We start from the raw sequence: 20,513 nt of genomic DNA on the forward strand, positions 1-20,513 counted from the left end.
ATACCTTAAGACGTCCGTAGAAGAGGAGACCCCGCCCGTGACCGACTCCGCACGCACCCCCGCGCTGCCCGTATCCGAGCTGCGCCGGCTCGTCGACGCCGGCGAGCTCGACACCGTGGTCCTGGCCTTCACGGACATGCAGGGCAGGCTCCAGGGCAAGCGCTTCGCCGCCCGCTTCTTCCTCGACGAGGTCCTGGCGCACGGCACCGAGGGCTGCAACTACCTGCTGGCCGTGGACGCCGACATGAACACCGTCGACGGCTACGAGATGTCGTCCTGGGAACGCGGCTACGGCGACTTCGCCATGCACCCCGACCTCGCCACCCTGCGCCGCATCCCCTGGCACCCCGGCACCGCCATGGTCACCGCCGACCTCGCCTGGCACGACGGCGCGCCCGTCACCCCCTCGCCGCGGCAGGTGCTGCGGCGCCAGCTCGACCGGCTCGCCGAGCGCGGCTGGACCGCCTACGCGGGCACGGAGCTGGAGTTCATGGTCTTCAAGGACACCTACGAGCAGGCGTGGACCGCCGCCTACCGGGACCTGACCCCCGCCAACCAGTACAACGTCGACTACTCCGTCCTCGGCACGGGCCGCGTCGAGCCCCTGCTGCGCCGCATCCGCAACGAGATGGGCGCCGCAGGCATGACTGTGGAGTCCGCCAAGGGCGAGTGCAACCTCGGCCAGCACGAGATCGCCTTCCGCTACGACGACGCGCTGACCACCTGCGACCAGCACAGCATCTACAAGACCGGCGCCAAGGAGATCGCCGCCCAGGAGGGCACGGCGCTGACCTTCATGGCCAAGTACGACGAGCGCGAGGGCAACTCCTGCCACATCCACCTGTCCGTGCGCGACGCCGACGGCGCCCCCGTCTTCGCCGCCCCCGAGGGCGCCTCCGCCCCGTACGGCATGTCGGAGACGATGCGGCACTTCGTCGCCGGACAGCTCGCCTGCCTGCCCGAGCTGACCCTCCTCTACGCCCCGAACATCAACTCCTACAAGCGGTTCCGCCCCGGGTCCTTCGCCCCCACCGCCGTCGCCTGGGGCCCCGACAACCGCACCTGCGCCGTCCGGGTCGTCGGCCACGGGGCCTCGCTGCGGCTGGAGAACCGGCTCCCCGGCGGCGACGTCAACCCGTACCTCGCCGTCGCCGGGATGATCGCCGCGGGGCTGCACGGCGTCGAGCGGAAGCTCGAACTCCCCGAGCCCTGCACCGGCAACGCCTACACCGGCGACGCCGCGCACGTGCCCGCCACCCTCCGGGACGCCGCCGAGCTGTGGAGCGACAGCACGCTGGCCCGCGACGCGTTCGGCGAGGACGTCGTGCGCCACTACCGCAACATGGCGCGGGTCGAGCAGGAGGCGTACGACACCGCCGTCACCGACTGGGAACGCTTCCGGTCCTTCGAGCGCATGTGAGGACGAACCCCTTGGCAGCAACAGCACCGGCAACACCGGCAACGCCGGCAGGATCAGCCACGCCGCACGAGCACACCGTCGTCAACCCGGCCACCGAGGAGGCCGTCGCCACCGTCCCGGCCGCGGGCCCCGCCGAGGTCGCCGCCGCCGTCGCCCGCGCCGCCCGCGCCCAGCGGGGCTGGGCCGCCCTCGCCCCCGGCGACCGCGCCCGGCTGCTGCGCCGCTTCGCCGCCGAGGTCGACGCCCGCGTCGAGGAACTCGCCGCGCTGGAGGTCACCGAGGCCGGGCACCCGGTGGCCGCCGCCCGCTGGGAGGCCGGCAACGTACGCGACCTCTTCGACTACGCCGCCGGGGGAGTGGAACGCCTCACCGGTAGCCAGATCCCGGTGGCCGGCGGGCTGAACGTCACCTTCGCCGAGCCGCTCGGCGTCGTCGGCGTCATCGCCCCGTGGAACTTCCCCATGCCCGTCGCCGCGTGGGGCACCGCCCCCGCGCTCGCCGCCGGCAACGCCGTCGTGCTCAAGCCCGCCGAGACCACCCCGCTGACCGCGCTGCGGCTCGCCGAGCTGGCGCTCGAAGCGGGCCTGCCGGAGGGGCTGTTCCAGGTCGTGCCGGGCGCGGGACCCGTCGCGGGCGCGGCGCTCGTGGACCACCCGGACGTGGCGAAGGTGGTGTTCACCGGCTCCACCGCCGTCGGCAAGCAGATCGCCGCGCGCTGCGCGGAACAGGTGAAGCGCGTCACGCTCGAACTCGGCGGCAAGAACCCCAACATCGTCTTCGCCGACGCCGACCTGGAGCGCGCGGCGGCCGCCGCCCCCGCCTCGTTCCTCGACAACACCGGCCAGGACTGCTGCGCCCGCAGCCGCATCCTCGTCCAGCGGAGCGTGTACGACCGCTTCCTCGCCCTGCTGGAGCCCGCCGTCCACGCCTTCACCGCCGGCGACCCCGCCGACCCCGCCACGCGGATGGGCCCGCTGATCTCGGCCGCCCACCGCGAGCGGGTCCGCGGCCACGTCCCCGAGTCCCGCCCCGCCGCCATCCGCGGCACCGTCCCCGCGGGACCCGGGTACTGGTACCCCGCCACCGTCCTCACCGACGCGCCGCCCGGCGACCCGGTCAGCCGCGAGGAGGTCTTCGGCCCCGTCGCCGTCGTCCACGCCTTCGACGACGAGGCCGAGGCCGTACGCCTCGCCAACGCCGGCCCGTACGGCCTGTCGGGCTCGCTGTGGACCCGCGACACGGCCCGTGCCGTGCGCGTCTCGCGCGCCGTGGCCGCCGGGAACCTCTCGGTCAACTCGCACAGCAGCGTGCGCTACTGGACGCCCTTCGGCGGCTTCAAGCAGTCCGGTCTCGGCCGCGAGCTGGGCCCGGACGCACTCGCGTCGTTCACCGAGACCAAGAACGTCTTCATCAGCACCGAGGAGTGAGCACGTTGACCGACGAGACCGACGAGACCGCAGTCTGCCGCCGGCTGCCCGGCCGCACCGCCGTCGTCACCGGCGCCGGCAGCGGCATCGGCCTGGCCGCCGCCCGCCGGCTCGCGGCCGAAGGCGCGCACGTCGTGTGCGCCGACGTCGACGAGGCCGCGGGCAAGGCGGCGGCCGAGGCCGCCGGCGGGCTGTTCGTCCGGACCGACGTGACGGTCCCCGACGACGTCGAGGCGCTGTTCCGGGCCGCGTACGACACGTACGGCTCGGTCGACGTCGCGTTCAACAACGCCGGCATCTCGCCGCCCGAGGACGACTCCATCCTGAGCACCGGCATCGACGCCTGGCGCCGCGTGCAGGAGGTCAACCTCACCTCCGTCTACCTGTGCTGCAAGGCCGCCATCCCGTACATGCAGCGCCAGCGCCGCGGCTCGATCGTCAACACCGCCTCGTTCGTGGCCGTCATGGGCGCCGCGACCTCCCAGATCAGCTACACCGCCTCCAAGGGCGGGGTGCTGGCCATGTCCCGCGAGCTGGGCGTGCAGTTCGCCCGCGAGGGCATCCGCGTCAACGCCCTGTGCCCGGGGCCGGTCAACACCCCGCTGCTCAAGGAGCTGTTCGCCAAGGACCCCGAGCGCGCGGCCAGGCGGCTGGTGCACATCCCCGCGGGCCGTTTCGCGGAGGCGGAGGAGATCGCCGCGGCGGTGGCGTTCCTGGCGAGCGACGACGCGTCGTTCGTGAACGCCGCGGAGTTCCTGGTCGACGGCGGCATCGCGGGCGCGTACGTCACGCCGCTGTAGGCGCGGGCCGGCTCACGGGAACGTACGGCTCACAGGAACGTACGGCCCTCGCCGCGGTACGTCGGGACCGACTCCGTGACGCGCTCGCCCTCGATCAGGTGCAGCGCGTCGAACCGCTCGCACAGCTCGCCCGCCTTGGCGTGCCGGAACCACACCCGGTCGCCGACCAGCAGGTCGTCGGCCGGGGAGCCGAGCAGCGGGGTCTGCACCTCGCCGGCGCCCTCCTGCCGGTCGTAGCGCAGCCCCTCCGGCAGGTACGGCACGGGCAGCCGGTCGGCGCCCGCGGCGCCGGAGGCGGGGTAGCCGCCGCCGAGGACGGTCACCGCACCGACGCCGGGGCGGCGGACCACGGGCAGCGCGAAGACGGCGGCGGGGTGGCCGTCGAACGCGGTGTAGTTGTCGAACAGCCGCGGCTGGTAGAGCCCCGAGCCGGCGGCGATCTCCGTGACCGCGTCCTCGGCGGCGGTGTGCTGCACGCTGCCCGTACCGCCGCCGTTGACGAACTCCAGGTCCGCCAGCCGCCGCACCGCCGCCACCGCCTCCGCCCGCCGCTCGGCGAGCTGCCGCCGGGCCACCGCCTGCATCAGCCGTATCGCCCGCGACGTCACGGGCGACCCGGGGACGTCGTCCCCGACGCCGGCGACGTGCCCCTCGTACGCCATCAGCCCCACCAGCCGGAAGCCCGGCCGGCGCACCACCTCGCGGGCCAGCGCCGCCAGCGCCGCCGGATCCGCCAGCGGCGAGCGGCGGGCGCCGACGCGCACCCGGCCGCCGAGCAGCCGCAGCGAGGTGTCCAGCTCCAGGCAGACGCGCACCTCCTCGCGCCCGCGCCCCCGCGCCGCGTCCACGAGGTCCAACTGCGCCGGGTCGTCCACCGTCACCGTCACCGCGGCGGCGAGCTTCGGGTCGCCGGCCAGCTCGGCGAAGCCGGCGCGGTCCGCGGACGGGTAGGCCAGCAGCACGTCCTCGACGCCGGAGCGCGCCAGCCACAGCGACTCGGGGAGCGTGAAGGACATGACGCCGGCGAAGCCCGGCCGGGCCAGCACCCGCTCCAGCAGCGCCCGGCACCGCACCGACTTGCTCGCCACCCGGACCGGCTTGCCCCCGGCGCGGCGCACGAGACCGGCGGCGTTGGCGTCGAACGCCTCGGTGTCGACGGCGGCGAACGGGGCGTCGAGGTGGGCCGTGGCGCGGTCGTACCGGGCGCGCAGGGCGGCGCGGTCGGGAGGGAGGTCCGGGGGGAGGGCGGTGTGGTCCGGCATGAGGGAAGCCTGCCACCGCGTGGCCGGGAGGCGGTAGTGGGTACGGACAGGATGAGGCAATCGGGCGGCGCACCGTCCGCCGCGGGAGCCCAGTAGAGTGTCGCGAGCGCTGTCGGCAGGTCATCCGGGGGCTACTCACAGGAGGGGAGTGAGGGGGCTGTTGAGCACGGACGCTGAGCAGACGCCCGCGGCCCCGCCGTCGCCGGACTCCCCGCCCGCGGCGAAGCCGCGGGAGGGTGCGGAGCCCGCACGGCCGGTGCCGGCGGCGGGGACCTCCGGCGCCGCGGCACAAGGCGCCGGGCCCGCTTCGGCCGCGGAGCCCGTACCGCCCCCGAGGCGCGCGCCCGGGGCCGAACCACCACCACCACCACCGCCGCCTGCCGCCGAGTCCGGTGCCGCGCCCGCGCCGTCCTCGTCCGCCCCGCGGTCGTCGGCCACCCCGCGGTCGTCGGCAGCCCCTCGGGCCTCGTCCGCCGAGTCTGCCGGATCCGCCGGGTCCGGTTCGCCGCACCATCCGCCGCGGCCGTACGCGCCGCCCGTGCCCGCCGCCCCTCCCAAGCCCGTGGGCGCCCCGCTGCACATGGCATCCGTGCTCCCCTCCGACATCCCGCGCCCCGAGCCGGAGCAGCCCGCGGAACGCCGCGGCGTCGCGCGCACCGTGGCCGCCGCCGTCGCGCTCGTCACCGGCGTCGGGCTCGTCGCCGGCGCCGCCACCGGCAGCCTGCTCAGCGACGGCTCGCGGGCGCAGGCACAGCCCGGGGCGTACGAGGTGGCCCGCGACCTGTGGCACACCGCCCCCGTCGACACGCTCTTCCCGCCCCGGCTCGAAGGCGACGGCGCGGGCCCCGGCGGCGCCGACCGCGTCTGGGTGCGGGTCGCCGTCGCCCCGCCCGCGGACTGCCGGAAGGGCCTCGACGCGGCGCTGGCGCGGGAGTTGCGCCGCGTCGGCTGCGAGAAGCTGCTGCGGGCCACGTACGCCGACGCCACCCGCAGCAGCGTCACCACCGTCGGGCTGGTCTTCACCGCGGCCGGCGCCGCCGGGACCGGCAGGTTCGAGGACCGCTTCGAGGCCGAGGAGCTGGGCGCGCGCCCGGACATGCTGCCGCGCGCGTACGGCACGGAGACCGGCCCCGCCGCCGGCTTCGGCGACGAGCAGCGCGCCACCTGGACCGTACGGGTGCTCTCCGACGCCCCCGTCGTCGTCTTCGCCGTCACCGGCTTCGCCGACGGCCGCGCCGTCGCCGAGCCGCAGCCCGCCAACGAGGCCGTCCACCCCAGCGCGACCACCGTGCCCGCGCAGGCCGGCCTCGGCCACGACGCCGAGGGCCTCGCGGACCGCGTCGAGCGCGGCCTGCGCAAGACCTCCGCCAGGGCGACGGAGTCCCCGCGGTGACCCGCCCGTCGTCCGCACGCCGCCGCGCCACCGCGCTCCTCACCGCGCTGACGGCCGCCGCCGCCCTGCTCGGCGCCGCCGCCGCGCCCGCCCACGCGGACGGCCTCCAGGAGCTGCAGTGGGGCCTGGACGACGTCCGCGCCCCCGAGGCGTGGGACACCACCCGCGGCGAGGGCATCACCGTCGCCGTGCTCGACACCGGCGTCGACGCCGGCCACCCCGACCTCACCGGGCAGGTGCTGGACGGCAAGGACTTCGTCGGCTTCGGCGCCCGCCGCGGCGACGACTCCTGGGCCCGGCACGGCACCGCCATGGCCGGCATCATCGCCGCGCACGGCCACGGCCCCGGCGCCGCCGAGGGCGTCACCGGCGTCGCGCCGGAGGCGAAGATCCTGCCGGTACGGGTCATCCTGGAGGACGGCGACGCGCAGCGCGGCAAGGCCCGCGACACCCGCGGCAGCGCCCTGGCCGACGGCATCCGCTGGGCCGTCGACAACGGCGCCGACGTCATCAACCTCTCCCTCGGCGACGACAGCAAGTCCGCCCACCCCGAGCCCGGCGAGGACGCCGCCGTGCAGTACGCGCTGCGCAAGGGCGTGACCGTGGTGTCGTCCGCCGGCAACAGCGGCGAGAAGGGCGACCGCATCTCCTACCCCGCGGCCTACCCGGGCGTCATCGCCGTCACCGCCGTCGACCAGTCGGGGCAGCGCGCGGACTTCTCCACCAGGCACTGGTACGCCACCGTCGCCGCCCCCGGCGTCGACGTGGCCATCGCCGACCCCGACCGCACGTACTACGAGGGCTGGGGCACCAGCGCCGCCGCCGCGTTCGTCTCCGGTGTCACCGCCCTGGTGCGCTCCGCCAACCCCGATCTCACCCCCTGGCAGATCCGCGACCTGCTGCGGGACACCGCCCAGGACCCGCCCGAGGGCGGCCGCAGCGACGATCTGGGCGCCGGCCGCGTGGACGCGGCGGCGGCCGTCGCGGCGGCGGGGGAGCTGACGGCCGCGCCGCAGGAGCCGAAGTCGGCGGCGTACGACGAGAAGCGGTTCGGCTCGGCGCCCGCGCTCGTCACCGCGGAGGACGACGGGCCGGGCGGCCTGGCGCTCGCCGCGGGCGTCATAGGCGTGGGGCTGATCGCGGGCGCGTGGTTCCTGTGGCGCGGCCCGCGACCGGGCGCGACGGGCGCGACCGGCGCCTGGCGCGGCCCCGAGCCCCCGCCCTTCGCGCCGCCGCCGGCCGGGCCGCCGCGGTCGGCGCCCCCGCCCGCGGGACCGCGCCCGCGGGGCGGCGACGGGCCCCGCTAGGCTCGTCGGGTGCCGCTGAAGAACATCCCTGACCCGGGCTTCGCCGCCGACGACGGCTCCGCCGACCCCCGCCTCGCCGCCGCCCTCACCGCGTACGCCGAAGCCCCCGACGCCCCCGGGGCCGCACCCCGGGTGCTCGCGGCGCTCGCCGGCACCCGGGTGCTGGTCCCCGTCGTCGCGCTCCTCGGTGAGTCCGAGGGGCTGGGGGCGCCCCCGTCGAAGGCAGGGGGAGGGCTGCGGCGCGACAAGACCAGCGACATGGCGGTGCCCACCCTCGACATCCCCGGCGGCCGGCGGGCCCTGCCCGCCTTCACCTCCACCGCCGCGCTCGCCCGCTGGGACCCCGCCGCCCGCCCCGTCGCCGTCCCGGTGCCGCAGGCCGTACGGGCCGCCGTCGCCGAACGCGCCGACACCCTCGTCCTGGACGTCGCGGGACCCGTGCCGTACGAGCTGACCGGCCCGGCGCTGCTCGCCGCCGCCGAGGGCCGCGGCAGCACCGACCCGCTGGCCGACCCCGCCGTGGTCGCGGCCGTGACCGCCGTGGTGTCCGGGGTCGCGGGCGTACGCGCCGCGTCCCTGGCCCGCGCCGGCGGGGCCGACGGCACCCTGGCCCTCGTCCCCGGACCCGGCGCCGCCCCCGCCGAGGTCGCCCGCGGCGTCGCCGAGGCGCTGGCCGCCGACGCCACCCTGCGGGCCCGGCTGGTCCGCGGCCTGGACCTGGCCCTGCTGCCCCCGGACACCCCGCTCCCGGGCGAGCCGCTGCCGCTGCGCTGACCGGGCGGCCCGCGCACCCGGCCCCGGGCCCCGGCTCCGGCGCTGGTTAGGGTGGCCTCCGGTCCCGTACGAGGAAACAAAAGGAAGCAGCCCCATGAGCGACACCGGTCCCGGCGCCGACGCAGGACCCGACTTCGACGCGATGACCCGCGACATCGCCGAGGTCCCCGCCGTGGAGGTGATCACGACGGTGGCGGTGCACCTGATGAGCGCCGGTGCGGTCAAGCTCGGGCTCGCCGAGGACGGCGCCGCGCACAAGGACCTCGACGAGGCCCGCAAGCTGATCACCGCGCTGGCCGGGCTGGTCACCGCGGGCGCCGCGGAGGTCGGCTCGTACCACGCGGCACCGCTGCGCGACGGGCTGAAGTCCCTGCAGCTCGCCTTCCGCGAGGCGTCCGAGCACCCGGACGAGCCGGGCCACGGCCCGGGCGAGGCGTACACGGGGCCGGTCTTCGGCTGACCCCCGGTCGCTCCTCTTTCCTGCACGGCGCCCGTTTCCTGCACGGCGCCCGCGGATGTGCGGTGTCTGCGCAGGCCCTGGTATGCTTGACAGCGACCGGCCGGACGCACCATGCAGGAAAGAGGAGCGACCGGCCCGCAAGTGGAGGCTCCGATCTCCCACCTTCCGGCCCCCGGTCGGCGGGTCACCGGTCTCAAGCGCCCCGCGGCTTGCGCTGCGGTGGTGTTCCCCCGGCAGGAGCCCGCATTTGCGTTCCGTCCGGGGTTTTTTCGTGCCCCGCGGCGGATGGTCGGCAGACAGAACGTGACGCGGTTGCCCGCCAGGCAGTCGCGTGGTGGACACTAGGAGGCCACATCAGCGCCGAGCCCCGCATCAACGACCGGATTCGCGTCCCCGAGGTGCGACTTGTCGGCCCCAGCGGCGAGCAGGTGGGCATCGTCCCGCTCGCCAAGGCTCTGGAGCTTGCCCAGGAGTACGACCTCGACCTGGTCGAGGTGGCGGCGAACGCCCGTCCTCCGGTGTGCAAGCTGATGGACTACGGGAAGTTCAAGTACGAGTCGGCCATGAAGGCCCGTGAGGCGCGCAAGAACCAGGCGCACACGGTCATCAAGGAGATGAAGCTCCGGCCGAAGATCGACCCGCACGACTACGACACCAAGAAGGGTCACGTCGAGCGGTTCCTCAAGCAGGGTGACAAGGTCAAGATCACGATCATGTTCCGCGGTCGTGAGCAGTCCCGTCCCGAGCTGGGCCGGCGGCTGCTGCAGCGGCTTGCGGAGGACGTGCAGGAGCTGGGCTTCGTGGAGTCCAACCCCAAGCAGGACGGCCGCAACATGATCATGGTCCTCGGTCCGCACAAGAAGAAGACCGAGGCGATGGCCGAAGCCCGCGAGGCCCAGGCCGCCCGCAAGGCGGAGCGCAGGGGCGACGAAGCCGCTCCCGCGGAGCGCGCCGAGGCCTGATCGCGGACCCGGCCCCGGGTCCGGAGACGTAGTACGAAGACAGTCTGACGCTTTCGCATGCCCTTTTACCCCGGGCGGCGGGAGGCGCCGAAGACGAGGAGTGAACGGCGAGATGCCGAAGAACAAGACCCACAGTGGTTCCAAGAAGCGCTTCCGCGTGACCGGCTCCGGCAAGGTGCTGCGTCAGCGTGCCAACCGGCGCCACTACCTGGAGCACAAGCCGTCGACTCTGACCCGGCGCCTCGCCGGCACGGTCGAACTGTCCAAGGCCGACGCCAAGAAGGTCAAGAAGCTTCTCGGCAGGTGAGCCGCCGCCCTGCACCGGCAGGGCGCAGGACGACCAAGAGACCGGGACCCAGCCGTTCCGGGTCGCGCAGCCGACGCGACCCAGCCCCAAGGAGTGAACAAGTGGCACGCGTCAAGCGGGCAGTCAACGCCCAGAAGAAGCGCCGGGCGATCCTCGAGCAGGCCAGCGGTTACCGCGGCCAGCGCTCCCGCCTCTACCGCAAGGCGAAGGAGCAGGTCACCCACTCCCTCGTCTACAACTACAACGACCGCAAGAAGCGCAAGGGCGACTTCCGGCAGCTCTGGATCCAGCGGATCAACGCCGCTGCCCGCGCCAACGGCATCACCTACAACCGCTTCATCCAGGGCCTGAAGGCCGCGGGCGTCGAGGTGGACCGCAAGATGCTGGCCGAGCTGGCCGTGAACGACGCCGGCGCCTTCACCGCGCTCGTCGAGGTGGCGCAGAAGGCGCTGCCCAGCGACGTCAACGCGCCGAAGTCCGCCGCCTGAGCCACCGCGCTCGCGCGTGACGTATCCAGAACCCGCAGGCCCCGCCGGCCTGCGGGTTCTGCCGTCCGGTACGGGTCGCAGGACGATCCCTGCACGAACCGCCGAACGCACCGCTGTACGCACCCGCTGGACGAAAGGTCCCCCGCCGCCCATGGGCACCCCCGAGCCGATCTCGCCGCGCTCCGCCCGCGTCACCGCCGCCCGCAAGCTGCTCCGGCGGAGCGGGCGGGCCAAGGAGCGCAGATTCCTCGCCGAGGGGCCGCAGGCCGTACGGGAGGCGGTGGCGTACGGGACCGGCGCGGCCGGCGGCGGGGAGCCGGTGCTGGCCGAACTGTTCGTCACGGCCGAGGCCGCCGCGCGGCACGCGGAGCTCGTCGAGTCCGCCCGCGGCGCGGGGGTGCGCGTGCACGCCGCCGCGGAGGAGGTCGTCGCCGGGCTCTCGCAGACCGTGACGCCGCAGGGCCTGGTCGGCGTCTGCCGGTTCCTCGACGTGCCCCTCGCCGGCGTCGTCGCCGCCCGCCCCCGCCTCGTCGCCGTCCTCGCGCACGTCCGCGACCCCGGCAACGCCGGCACCGTGCTGCGCTGCGCCGACGCCGCCGGCGCCGACGCCGTGGTGCTGACCGACGCCTCCGTGGACCCGTACAACCCCAAGGCCGTACGGGCCTCCGCCGGCAGCCTCTTCCACCTGCCCGTCGTCACCGGCGTGCCCGCCGCGCACGTCGCCGGCGAGCTGCGCGCCGCCGGGGTGCGGCTGCTGGCCGCGGACGGTGCGGGCGAGCGGGACCTCGACGACGAACTGGACGACGGCGGCCTCGCCGCCCCCACCGGCTGGGTCTTCGGCAACGAGGCGTGGGGGCTGCCCGCCGAGACCAGGGCCCTCGCGGACGCCGTGGTGCGGGTGCCGATCCACGGCCGCGCCGAGAGCCTGAACCTCGCCACCGCCGCCGCCGTGTGCCTCTACGCCTCGGCCCGGGCGCACCGTCCGATCGGCGGGTGCCGTCCCGTCAGCTCCGCCCGGTAAGGTGACCGCTCTAGGTCCGCGAGTCGACCGTACGGGCAGGCCAACGCCCGGTCTGTGGGAGGGGGTTCATGGGGTGGAGAGTGCAGATGACGGGCCCGGGGTCGAGGACCTCGGCTGTGCGCCCGACGATCTGCCGGACGGCCTCGTCGTGGCCGACGAGCGCGGCCTCGTGGTGCGCTTCAACGCCGCCGCGGCCCGGATCACCGGCCTGGAGCCGGCCGCCGTCCTCGGCCGCCCGCTCGCCGAGGCGCTGCCCCTGGAGGACCTGAAGGGCCGCCGCTGGTGGCGGCTGACGGACCCGTACGGCGGCCTGGCCATCCGCACCGGCCACCCGGAGCGCAACCTGCTGCTGCCCGGCAACCGCGAGGTGCTGGTCGCCGCCCGGTACGTACGCGACGGGCGCACGGGCCCGGTGCGCAAGCTCGTCGTCACCCTGCGCGGCACGGAGGCTAGGCGGCGCAGCGAGCGCAGCCACGCGGAGCTGATCGCCACCGTCGCGCACGAGCTGCGCTCGCCGCTGACCTCCGTGAAGGGCTTCACCGCCACGCTGCTGGCGAAGTGGGAACGCTTCACCGACGACCAGAAGCGGCTCATGCTGGAGACGGTGCACGCCGACGCCAACCGCGTCACCCGGCTCATCGCCGAGCTGCTGGACATCTCCCGCATCGACTCCGGCCGGCTGGAGGTGCGCAAGCAGCGCGTCGACGTGGTCGCCGCGGTGCACCGGCACGTGGAGGCGCAGACCACCGCGGGCCAGGACCCGGCGCGCTTCCGTACGCTGGTGCCGCGGGAACTGCCCGACCTGTGGGCCGACCCGGACAAGGTCGACCAGGTGCTGGGCAACCTGCTGGAAAATGCCGTGCGGCACGGCGCGGGCCTTGTCACCATCGAGGTGGCACCCGCCACCCTCAACCACGGCAGGGAAGGCACCCAGGTCACCGTGAGCGACGAAGGCCCCGGCATCCCGGAGGAGTCGATGAGCCGCGTCTTCACCCGCTTCTGGCGGGGCAGCAAGCGCGGCGGCACCGGCCTGGGGCTGTACATCGTCAAGGGCATCGTGGAGGCCCACGGCGGGATCATCACGGTCGGCCGCGCCCCCGGCGGCGGCGCCCGCTTTCGATTTACGTTGCCCGTCGGCGCCCCGGCCCACCTCGCCTGAGCGGGGCCGGCCCGCCCACGGGCCACACCAGCGTCCACGCGCCCGTAGACTCGATCCCCGGCCCCTCGGCGACCCCGCTCGCCGACACCGCCGCGGCCGCCGGGTCGGGGCGCAGCCAGCCAACCGGAAGCACGGGAAGAGATGTCGGCACCGAACAAGTCGTACGACCCTGTCGAGGTCGAGGCACTGAAACCGGAAGAGATCGACCGGGTACGCGACGAGGCGCTCGCCGCCGTCGCGGCGGCCGGCGACCTCGCGGCGCTCCACGAGGTGAAGATCGCCCACGCCGGCGACCGCTCGCCGCTGGCGCTGGCCAACCGGGAGATCGGCGCCCTGCCGCCGCACGCCAAGGCGGACGCGGGCAAGCGCGTGGGCCGGGCCCGCGGCGAGGTGGGGCAGGCGCTCAAGCGGCGGCAGGAGGAGCTGGAGGCCGAGCGCGACGCCCGGGTGCTGGTCGAGGAGGCGGTGGACGTCACGCTGCCGTACGACCGCACCCCCGCCGGCGCCCGGCACCCGCTGACCACGCTCTCCGAGCGCGTCGAGGACATCTTCACGGCGATGAGCTGGGAGGTCGCCGAGGGCCCCGAGGTCGAGACGGAGTGGTTCAACTTCGACGCGCTCAACATCGCGCCGGACCACCCGGCGCGCAGCGAGCACGACACCTTCTTCGTACGCGGCCCGCGGCGCGACGGCGCGGGGGAGCGGCAGGGCGACGACGAGTCCGGCGTCGTGCTGCGCACCCACACCTCGCCCGTGCAGATCCGCTCCATGCTCGACCGCGAGCCGCCGGTGTACGTGATCTGCCCCGGCCGCGTCTACCGCACCGACGAGCTGGACGCCACCCACACCCCCGTCTTCATGCAGGTCGAGGGGCTGGCCGTGGACGAGGGCCTGACGATGGCCGACCTCAAGGGCACCCTCGACCACATGGTCTCCTCGCTCTTCGGCGAGGGCATGCGGACCCGGCTGCGGCCGGACCACTTCCCGTTCACCGAGCCGTCCGCCGAGATGGACATGGTCTGCTTCGTCTGCCGCGGCGCGTCCGTCGGCAACCCGGACCGGCCCTGCCGCACCTGCGGCTCCGAGGGCTGGATCGAGCTGGGCGGCTGCGGCATGGTCAACCCGAAGGTGCTGGTCGCCTGCGGCATCGACCCGGAGCGCTACAGCGGGTTCGCGTTCGGGTTCGGGATCGAGCGGATGCTGATGTTCCGCCACAACGTCGAGGACATGCGAGACATGGTCGAGGGTGACGTGCGCTTCACCCGGCCGTTCGGGATGGAGATCTGATGCGAGTCCCGCTTTCGTGGCTGCGGGAGTACGTCGACCTGCCGGCCGGCGAGACCGGTCGCGGCGTCCAGGACAGGCTGATCAGCGCCGGCCTGGAGGTCGAGACCGTCGAGCGGCTCGGCGCCGGCCTCAGGGGCCCGCTCGTCGTCGGCCGGGTGCTGGCGATCGAGGAGCTGACGGAGTTCAAGAAGCCGATCCGCTACTGCCAGGTCGACGTCGGTGAGGCCAACGGTACGGGCGAGCCGCAGAACATCATCTGCGGGGCGAGCAACTTCGCCGTCGGCGACAAGGTCGTCGTCATACTGCCCGGCGGCGAGCTGCCCGGCGGCTTCGAGATCGGCGCCCGCAAGACGTACGGCAAGGTCTCCGAGGGCATGATCTGCTCGGTGCGCGAGCTGGGCATCGGCGACGACCACGACGGCATCCTGGTGCTGCCGCCGGAGTACGAGCCGGGCACCGACGCCGTCGCGCTGCTGGAGCTGAACGACGAGGTCCTCGACATCGCCGTCAACCCCGACCGCGGCTACGCGCTGTCCCTGCGCGGCGTCGCCCGCGAGACCGCCATCGCCTACGGCGTGCCGCTGCGCGACCCGGCGCTGCTCGACGTGCCCCCGCCGAACGACTACGGCTACGAGGTGAAGGTCGACGACCCGCGCGGGTGCGACCGGTTCACGGCCCGCGTCGTCACCGGCGTCGACCCCGAGGCCCGCTCGCCGATCTGGCTCCAGCGCCGGCTGCAGAAGGCCGGCATGCGCCCGGTCTCGCTCGCCGTCGACGTCACCAACTACGTGATGCTGGAGATCGGCCAGCCGCTGCACGCCTACGACCGCGCCCGGCTCGACGGCCCCCTCGGCGTCCGCCGCGCGGCCCCGGGCGAGAAGCTCACCACCCTCGACGGCGTCGAGCGCACCCTCCACCCGGAGGACCTGCTGATCACCGACGACCGCGGCCCCATCGGGCTGGCCGGGGTGATGGGCGGCGCCGACACCGAGATCGCCGAGGCCGAGGTACGCGACCACCTGCTCGGCGCCGTGGAGGGCACCACCGAGATCGTCATCGAGGCCGCGCACTTCGACCCCGTCTCCATCGCCCGCACCTCGCGCCGCCACCGCCTGACCACCGAGGCGTCGCGCCGCTTCGAGCGCGGCGTCGACCCGCAGGCGGGGCCCGCCGCGGCGCAGCGCACCGTGGACCTGCTGGTGCTGCTCGCGGGCGGCTCCGCCGAGGCGGGCGTGACCGTGGCCGCCGCGCCCGGCGGGCCGCGTACCGTGCGGATGACGGCCGACCACCCGGACCGGGTGGCGGGCGTGACGTACGGGCGCGAGGCCGTGGTGCGCCGGCTGCAGGAGGTCGGCTGCGACGTCTACGGCGCCGACGAGCTGACCGTCACCGTGCCGTCGTGGCGCCCCGACCTGGGCTCGCCGAACGACCTCGCCGAGGAGGTCATCCGGCTCGAAGGCTACGAGAACCTGCCGTCCACGCTGCCCCGGCCGCCCGCCGGCCGCGGCCTGACCGGCCGGCAGCGGCTGCACCGCAGGGCCGGCCGCGCGCTGGCCGGCGCCGGTTACGTCGAGGTGCTGAACTACCCGTTCGTCGGCGAGGCGGCCCTCGACGCCCTCGGCCTGGAGCCGGACGACGCCCGCCGCCGTACCGTCACCCTCGTCAACCCGATCAGCGACGAGGAGCCGGCGCTGCGCACCACGCTGCTGCCCGGCCTGCTCGCCGCGCTGCGCCGCAACCACGGCCGCGGCGCCGCGGACCTGGCGCTCTTCGAGACGGGCCTGGTCTTCCGGCCCTCCGGGTACGAGACCGCGCCGGTCCGGCTGCCCGTCGACCGGCGGCCCACCGACGAGGAGGTCGCCCGGCTGAACGCCGCCCTGCCCAAGCAGCCGCGCCACGCCGCCGTCGTGCTCGCCGGCGCCCGCGAGCGGGCCGGCTGGTGGGGTCCCGGCCGCCCGGCGGACTGGGCGGACGCGGTGGAGGCGGCCCGCACCGTGGCCCGGGAGGCGGGTGTGGAGCTGGCGGCGGAGCCCGACCGGCACGCGCCGTGGCACCCCGGCCGGTGCGCCGCGCTGTCCGCCGTCGTGGACGGCGGCCGGCGGGTCGTCGGCCACGCCGGCGAGCTGCACCCGCGGGTGGTCAAGGCGCTGCAGTTGCCGGAACGCACCTGCGCGGCGGAGGTCTCGCTCGACCTGCTGGAGATCGCCGGCGGCGGGCCGCTGCAGGCGCCCCGGATCTCCACGTACCCGGTGGCGACGCAGGACGTGGCGCTCGTCGTGGCCGCGGACGTGCCGGCGGCGCAGGTCGCCGAGGCGCTGCGCGCGGGCGCGGGGGAGCTGCTGGAGTCGGTGCGGCTGTTCGACGTCTTCACCGGCGAGCAGGTGGGCGAGGGCCGCAAGTCGCTCGCCTACGCGCTGCGCTTCCGCGCCGCCGACCGCACGCTGACCGCCGAGGAGGCGGGCGCGGCCCGGGACGCGGCGGTGGCCCGGGCCACGGAGGAGGCGGGCGCGGTCCTCCGCGGCGCGTGACCCCCACCCGCGCCACGGGGCCGGCCACCGGCCCCGTGGCGCGGGCGACTCCGCGCCCGGGGCCCGCACGTCCCGCCGGCGGTCCCGCCGGCGGGACCGCCTAGTAGGTGTAGAACCCGGCGCCCGACTTCCGGCCCAGCCGGCCCGCCTCCACCATCCGCGCGAGCAGCGGCGGGGTCGCGTACGACTGGTCCTTGTACTCGACGTACATCGAGTCGGCCACCGAGGCGACGATGTCGAGGCCGATGAAGTCCGCCAGCTTCAGCGGTCCCATCGGGTGGGCGCAGCCCAGCTCCATGCCCTTGTCGATGTCCTCGCGCGTCGCGATGCCCGACTCGAACATCCGGACCGCGGCCAGGACGTACGGGATGAGCAGCGCGTTGACGACGAACCCGGAGCGGTCCTGGGCCCGGATGGCGTGCTTGCCCAGCACGTCGCGGGCCAGGGCCTCGGCCCGCTTGAGCGTCTCGTCGCTCGTCGTCAGCGCCGGGATCAGCTCGACCAGGTGCTGCACGGGCGCGGGGTTGAAGAAGTGCATCCCGATGACCTGCTCCGGCCGCGTGGTGGCGACGGCGAGCTTCACCAGCGGGATGGAGGAGGTGTTGGAGGCAAGGAGGGCGTCCTGGCGGGTGACGACCTGATCAAGGATCTGGAAGATTTCGGTCTTGACCTGCTCGTTCTCCACCACCGCCTCGATCACGAGGTCGCTGTCCGCCAGCTCTCCGAGATCGGTCGTGAAGCTCAGCGCGTCGAGTGCCGCGTCCCGTTCGGGCCCGCTGATCCTGCCGCGCTCCGCCGCCTTGGCGAGCGAGTTGGTGACGCGGGTACGGCCCAGTTCGAGGGCGTCGCCGGTGGTCTCGGCGACGACGACCTGAAGGCCGGAGCGGGCACACACCTCGGCGATGCCCGAGCCCATCTGGCCGGATCCGACCACTCCGACGCGTTCGATGTCGGTCAATGTCTCTCCTCGTCCCTCGTCCTGCCGTGTGGGCAACCCTTTCGGACCCCGACGTTACCCGCGTAGGGCATGGCTCTTGTCCCCGGGTGACGCCGGAGGCGAGGATGTGCCGCAACTGACGAGTGGTTCAGACCACTTGGCTCAGTGGGATTCGTGTTCTCGGCGACACTCGGAGGATCCAGATGGGGAGCAGCTCTCCCGAAAGACCGCGCCACCTCAGCCGGCGCCGCTTCGGCGCGGCGGCGGTGGGCGCCCTGTCCGCGGCGACCGTGGCGGGCGACGCGATCGCGGCCCCGGCCGGCGCGGCGGGGCGCGGGCACGGCCGCCCGGCCGGGCAGATGCGCGGCTCGTGGGTGGCGACGGTGGCGAACATCGACTGGCCGGTCCAGCAGGGCCTGAGCGCGGCCGAGCAGCAGCGCCAGTTGCTGGCCCGGCTCGACGAGGCGGCGGACCGCCGGTTGAACACCGTCGTCTTCCAGGCCCGGCCGACGGCGGACGCGATGTGGCCGTCGCCGTACGAGCCGTGGTCGGAGTGGCTCTCCGGGACCCAGGGCGCCGACCCGGGCTGGGACCCGCTCGGCTTCGCCGTGCGCGAGGCCCACCGGCGCGGGCTGGAGCTGCACGCCTGGTTCAACCCCTACCGGGTGCGCAACGACGCGCTCGCCGAGAAACTGGTGCCCGACCACCCGGCCAACACGCACCCGGACTGGGTCGTCCCGTACGGCGGCAAGATCTACTACGACCCGGGGGTGCCGGAGGTCCGCCACTTCGTCCAGCGGTGCATCCTCGACGCCGTACGCCGCTACGACATCGACGCCGTGCACTTCGACGACTACTTCTACCCGTACCCGGTCGCCGGCCAGGAGTTCGCCGACGATGAGACGTACCGGAAGTACGGCGGCGCGTTCGCGGACAAGGCCGACTGGCGGCGCAACAACGTCGACCTGCTGGTCGCGGAGCTGGGCCGGGCCATCAAGCGGACGAGGCGGAACGTGCAGTTCGGCGTCAGCCCCTTCGCGGTCTGGCGGAACGCGGCCACCGACCCCGAGGGCTCCGACACCCAGGCGGGCACGCAGACCTACGACAACCTCTACGCCGACACCCGCAAGTGGGTCCGCGAGCGCTGGATCGACTACATCGTCCCGCAGGTGTACTGGAACATCGGCTTCGCGGTCGCCGACTACGCCAAGATCGTGCCGTGGTGGAACGACGTGGTCGCCGGCACCGGCGTCAACCTCTACATCGGCGAGGCGCTGTACAAGGTCGGCGCCGCCGGCCAGCCCGCGGCGTGGTTCGACCCGGCGGAACTCTCCCGGCACCTGACGTTCTGCCAGGACTACCCGGAGGTCCAGGGCAACATGTACTTCTCCGCGAAGCTGCTGCCCCAGGACCCGCTGGGCGCGGTCAGCAGGCTCGTCGCGGACCACTACCCCACCCCGGTCCGCCCTCCGCGCTGCTGACGGCGCGCCCGCCCGGTCCTCGGCGCCCCCGGCCGTACCCCCACCCGCGGCCGGAGGCGTCAGCCCTGCCCCGGCTCCTGGTCCCGATGCCGGACCACGGAGTCCGGGCCGGGGGACATCACCGTCTCGTGGCCGTCGTCGTACCGCACCCGGTAGGGCGGCGTGCCGGCCGGGCCCATGACTTCGACGATCTCCGCCGTCCGGTCCTCCTGACCGACGACGCGGCCGTGCACACACAGCTTGTCGCCCACTTCAGCCTGCATGGAGTCGACCTCCCTGTCCGGCTCGTCACGGAATAGTTGGGTCCGTGACGGCCATTCTAGGATCCGGTTCCGCCCTTGGCGCCCGGAGAATTTCCGGTGTACGGGCCACCTACCGCGTGTCAGGCTCTGCCCATGGCTCACGTACCCGTCCCGTACGAGGTCTCCACCGACCCCGCCCGGCTCGACCGCGCCCTCGTCCACCGCTGGCTGTCCACCGACGCCTACTGGGCGCTCGGCCGCAGCCGCGAGCAGCAGGACACCGCGATCGACCACTCCCTGAACTTCGGCGTCTACGCCCCCGAGGGTACTCCCGAAGGCGCCCCCGGCGGCGCGCCGGGCGGCGGGCGAGTGCAGGTCGCGTACGCCCGCGTCGTCACCGACCGCGCCACCTTCGCCTGGCTCTGCGACGTCTACGTGGCCCGCGCCGCCCGCGGCGCCGGTGTCGGCACCGGCCTGGTCGCCACCGTCCTCGACCACCTCGCGCCGTACCGGCTGCGCCGCGTCCTGCTGGCGACCGGCGACGCCCACGGCGTCTACGCGAAGCACGGCTTCGCGCCGCTGGCGGATCCGACCCAGTGGATGGCTCTGGGCAGAGCCTGACCGCACTCTTACCATCACCGCATGAACGTTCGTCTCACGTTGCTCGCCGCGGCCCGCAACTCCTCGCGGCTCGCGGAGCGCTTCGAGGACGACCGGCCGCTGGACGCGGCCGGCTGGGTGCTGGCCGAACGCGCCGTTCCGGTGTTCTCCCCGCTGGCCGCCGCCGAGTTGCGGTACTGCTCGCCCACGCAGCGCTCGCGCGAGACCGGCCGGGTGCTCGGCCTCGCGCCGCTGGCCCAGCTCGCGCTGCGCGACTGCGACATGGGACGGTGGCGGGGCCGCACGCTGGAGGAGGTGATGGCGACGGAGCCGCGCGACGTGGACGCCTGGCTCGCTGATCCGCACTCCGCGCCGCACGGCGGCGAGCCGCTGATCACCTTCATCCAGCGGATAGGGGGCTGGCTGGACACCCGCCCCGTGGACGACGGCACCCACGTGCTCGCCGTCACCGAGCCCTCGATCATGCGTGCCGCGCTGGTCTACGCGCTGAAGGCGCCGCCCGCCTCGTACTGGCACATCGACGTGATGCCGCTGTCGACGATCACCCTGACGGGCCGGCCCGGGCGGTGGAGCCTGCACGTCGACAGTTGGGTGTGAGCGCCGGGAGAGTGGACGCCGGGGACGCGGCGGGCGGATG

The 20,513-nt window shown here is 74.7% G+C and carries 21 protein-coding genes; 17 read left to right on the forward strand and 4 right to left on the reverse strand.

Annotated features, from left to right (window positions below):
• Nucleotides 1-37 precede the first annotated feature (37 nt).
• Genes O7599_RS33425 through O7599_RS33435 form a run of 3 tightly spaced genes read left to right on the forward strand, consistent with a single transcriptional unit; the run spans nt 38 to nt 3,647 of the window.
• Nucleotides 38-1,420: a glutamine synthetase family protein gene (locus O7599_RS33425; protein ID WP_281619342.1), complete on the forward strand. Its 1,383-nt coding sequence runs from the start codon at nt 38-40 to the stop codon at nt 1,418-1,420.
• Nucleotides 1,421-1,431: 11 nt separating this feature from the next.
• Complete coding sequence (locus O7599_RS33430) at nt 1,432-2,847, forward strand: aldehyde dehydrogenase family protein (RefSeq protein ID WP_281619343.1); 1,416 nt, start codon at nt 1,432-1,434, stop codon at nt 2,845-2,847.
• Nucleotides 2,848-2,852: 5 nt separating this feature from the next.
• Entirely contained in the window at nt 2,853-3,647 is a 795-nt protein-coding gene (locus O7599_RS33435; RefSeq protein WP_281619344.1) for a 3-oxoacyl-ACP reductase, read from the forward strand.
• A gap of 29 nt (nt 3,648-3,676) precedes the next feature.
• Here O7599_RS33435 and O7599_RS33440 read toward each other — a convergent pair whose 3' ends face one another.
• Entirely contained in the window at nt 3,677-4,909 is a 1,233-nt protein-coding gene (locus O7599_RS33440) for an amino acid deaminase/aldolase (RefSeq protein WP_281619345.1), read from the reverse strand.
• Between the two features lie 135 nt (nt 4,910-5,044).
• Nucleotides 5,045-5,347, reverse strand: coding sequence for a hypothetical protein (locus O7599_RS33445; protein WP_281619346.1), 303 nt, complete (start codon nt 5,345-5,347; stop codon nt 5,045-5,047).
• Nucleotides 5,348-5,447: 100 nt separating this feature from the next.
• Here O7599_RS33445 and O7599_RS33450 point away from each other — a divergent pair, with 100 nt between their 5' ends.
• The 11 genes from O7599_RS33450 (at nt 5,448) to pheT (ending at nt 16,595) form a co-directional block, all read left to right on the forward strand.
• Nucleotides 5,448-6,302 (forward strand): hypothetical protein, encoded by an 855-nt coding sequence (locus O7599_RS33450; protein WP_281619347.1) that lies wholly within the window; start codon nt 5,448-5,450, stop codon nt 6,300-6,302.
• The gene (gene mycP / locus O7599_RS33455) at nt 6,299-7,609 is read left to right on the forward strand and encodes a type VII secretion-associated serine protease mycosin (RefSeq protein WP_281619348.1); all 1,311 of its coding nucleotides are present in this window, start codon (nt 6,299-6,301) and stop codon (nt 7,607-7,609) included. Before O7599_RS33450 ends, mycP begins: the two co-directional genes overlap by 4 nt.
• A 9-nt stretch (nt 7,610-7,618) precedes the next feature.
• Nucleotides 7,619-8,383, forward strand: coding sequence for an SseB family protein (locus tag O7599_RS33460; RefSeq protein ID WP_281619349.1), 765 nt, complete (start codon nt 7,619-7,621; stop codon nt 8,381-8,383).
• A 94-nt stretch (nt 8,384-8,477) separates the two neighbouring features.
• Nucleotides 8,478-8,843, forward strand: a complete 366-nt coding sequence (locus tag O7599_RS33465; protein ID WP_281619350.1) for a DUF1844 domain-containing protein — start codon at nt 8,478-8,480, stop codon at nt 8,841-8,843.
• 353 nt (nt 8,844-9,196) lie between these two features.
• Nucleotides 9,197-9,805 (forward strand): translation initiation factor IF-3, encoded by a 609-nt coding sequence (gene infC, locus O7599_RS33470; protein WP_281623627.1) that lies wholly within the window; start codon nt 9,197-9,199, stop codon nt 9,803-9,805.
• A 112-nt stretch (nt 9,806-9,917) separates the two neighbouring features.
• The gene (rpmI, locus tag O7599_RS33475) at nt 9,918-10,112 is read left to right on the forward strand and encodes a 50S ribosomal protein L35 (RefSeq protein WP_018852864.1); all 195 of its coding nucleotides are present in this window, start codon (nt 9,918-9,920) and stop codon (nt 10,110-10,112) included.
• A 101-nt stretch (nt 10,113-10,213) separates the two neighbouring features.
• Complete coding sequence (gene rplT, locus O7599_RS33480) at nt 10,214-10,600, forward strand: 50S ribosomal protein L20 (RefSeq protein ID WP_281619351.1); 387 nt, start codon at nt 10,214-10,216, stop codon at nt 10,598-10,600.
• Nucleotides 10,601-10,751: 151 nt separating this feature from the next.
• Nucleotides 10,752-11,621: an RNA methyltransferase gene (locus O7599_RS33485; RefSeq protein WP_281619352.1), complete on the forward strand. Its 870-nt coding sequence runs from the start codon at nt 10,752-10,754 to the stop codon at nt 11,619-11,621.
• A gap of 73 nt (nt 11,622-11,694) precedes the next feature.
• Entirely contained in the window at nt 11,695-12,780 is a 1,086-nt protein-coding gene (locus tag O7599_RS33490) for an ATP-binding protein (RefSeq protein ID WP_281619353.1), read from the forward strand.
• 141 nt (nt 12,781-12,921) lie between these two features.
• The gene (gene pheS, locus O7599_RS33495; protein ID WP_281619354.1) at nt 12,922-14,067 is read left to right on the forward strand and encodes a phenylalanine--tRNA ligase subunit alpha; all 1,146 of its coding nucleotides are present in this window, start codon (nt 12,922-12,924) and stop codon (nt 14,065-14,067) included.
• On the forward strand, nt 14,067-16,595 hold the full coding sequence (gene pheT / locus O7599_RS33500) for a phenylalanine--tRNA ligase subunit beta (RefSeq protein WP_281619355.1): 2,529 nt from the start codon (nt 14,067-14,069) through the stop codon (nt 16,593-16,595). Before pheS ends, pheT begins: the two co-directional genes overlap by 1 nt.
• A gap of 100 nt (nt 16,596-16,695) precedes the next feature.
• On the opposite strand, the gene O7599_RS33505 is transcribed toward pheT, so the two are convergent.
• Nucleotides 16,696-17,553 carry a 3-hydroxybutyryl-CoA dehydrogenase gene (locus tag O7599_RS33505; RefSeq protein WP_281619356.1) on the reverse strand — a complete coding sequence of 286 codons (858 nt, stop codon included), beginning with the start codon at nt 17,551-17,553 and terminating at the stop codon, nt 16,696-16,698.
• Nucleotides 17,554-17,798: 245 nt separating this feature from the next.
• On the opposite strand from O7599_RS33505, the gene O7599_RS33510 reads away from it, so the two are divergent.
• Entirely contained in the window at nt 17,799-19,013 is a 1,215-nt protein-coding gene (locus O7599_RS33510) for a family 10 glycosylhydrolase (protein WP_281623628.1), read from the forward strand.
• A gap of 59 nt (nt 19,014-19,072) precedes the next feature.
• Here the strand turns inward: O7599_RS33510 and O7599_RS33515 are convergent, their stop codons facing one another.
• A complete protein-coding gene (locus tag O7599_RS33515; RefSeq protein ID WP_281619357.1) occupies nt 19,073-19,276 on the reverse strand; it encodes a DUF1918 domain-containing protein in 204 nt (67 codons plus the stop codon).
• 132 nt (nt 19,277-19,408) lie between these two features.
• Between O7599_RS33515 and O7599_RS33520 the strand changes: the two genes are divergently transcribed.
• Nucleotides 19,409-19,876 (forward strand): GNAT family N-acetyltransferase, encoded by a 468-nt coding sequence (locus O7599_RS33520; RefSeq protein ID WP_281619358.1) that lies wholly within the window; start codon nt 19,409-19,411, stop codon nt 19,874-19,876.
• A 21-nt stretch (nt 19,877-19,897) separates the two neighbouring features.
• The gene (locus O7599_RS33525; RefSeq protein WP_281619359.1) at nt 19,898-20,473 is read left to right on the forward strand and encodes a histidine phosphatase family protein; all 576 of its coding nucleotides are present in this window, start codon (nt 19,898-19,900) and stop codon (nt 20,471-20,473) included.
• The last annotated feature ends 40 nt before the right edge of the window (nt 20,474-20,513 follow it).

It is taken from the genome of Streptomyces sp. WMMC500, assembly GCF_027497195.1.
Taxonomy (GTDB): Bacteria; Actinomycetota; Actinomycetes; order Streptomycetales; family Streptomycetaceae; genus Streptomyces.

Coding starts and splice junctions, on each gene's coding strand:
- O7599_RS33440 (WP_281619345.1), bottom strand. CDS start 4,909: ATGCCGGACCACACCGCCCTCCCCCCGGACCTCCCTCCCGACCGCGCC.
- O7599_RS33465 (WP_281619350.1), top strand. CDS start 8,478: ATGAGCGACACCGGTCCCGGCGCCGACGCAGGACCCGACTTCGACGCG.
- rpmI (WP_018852864.1), top strand. CDS start 9,918: ATGCCGAAGAACAAGACCCACAGTGGTTCCAAGAAGCGCTTCCGCGTG.
- O7599_RS33485 (WP_281619352.1), top strand. CDS start 10,752: ATGGGCACCCCCGAGCCGATCTCGCCGCGCTCCGCCCGCGTCACCGCC.
- pheS (WP_281619354.1), top strand. CDS start 12,922: ATGTCGGCACCGAACAAGTCGTACGACCCTGTCGAGGTCGAGGCACTG.
- pheT (WP_281619355.1), top strand. CDS start 14,067: ATGCGAGTCCCGCTTTCGTGGCTGCGGGAGTACGTCGACCTGCCGGCC.
- O7599_RS33515 (WP_281619357.1), bottom strand. CDS start 19,276: ATGCAGGCTGAAGTGGGCGACAAGCTGTGTGTGCACGGCCGCGTCGTC.
- O7599_RS33520 (WP_281619358.1), top strand. CDS start 19,409: ATGGCTCACGTACCCGTCCCGTACGAGGTCTCCACCGACCCCGCCCGG.
- O7599_RS33525 (WP_281619359.1), top strand. CDS start 19,898: ATGAACGTTCGTCTCACGTTGCTCGCCGCGGCCCGCAACTCCTCGCGG.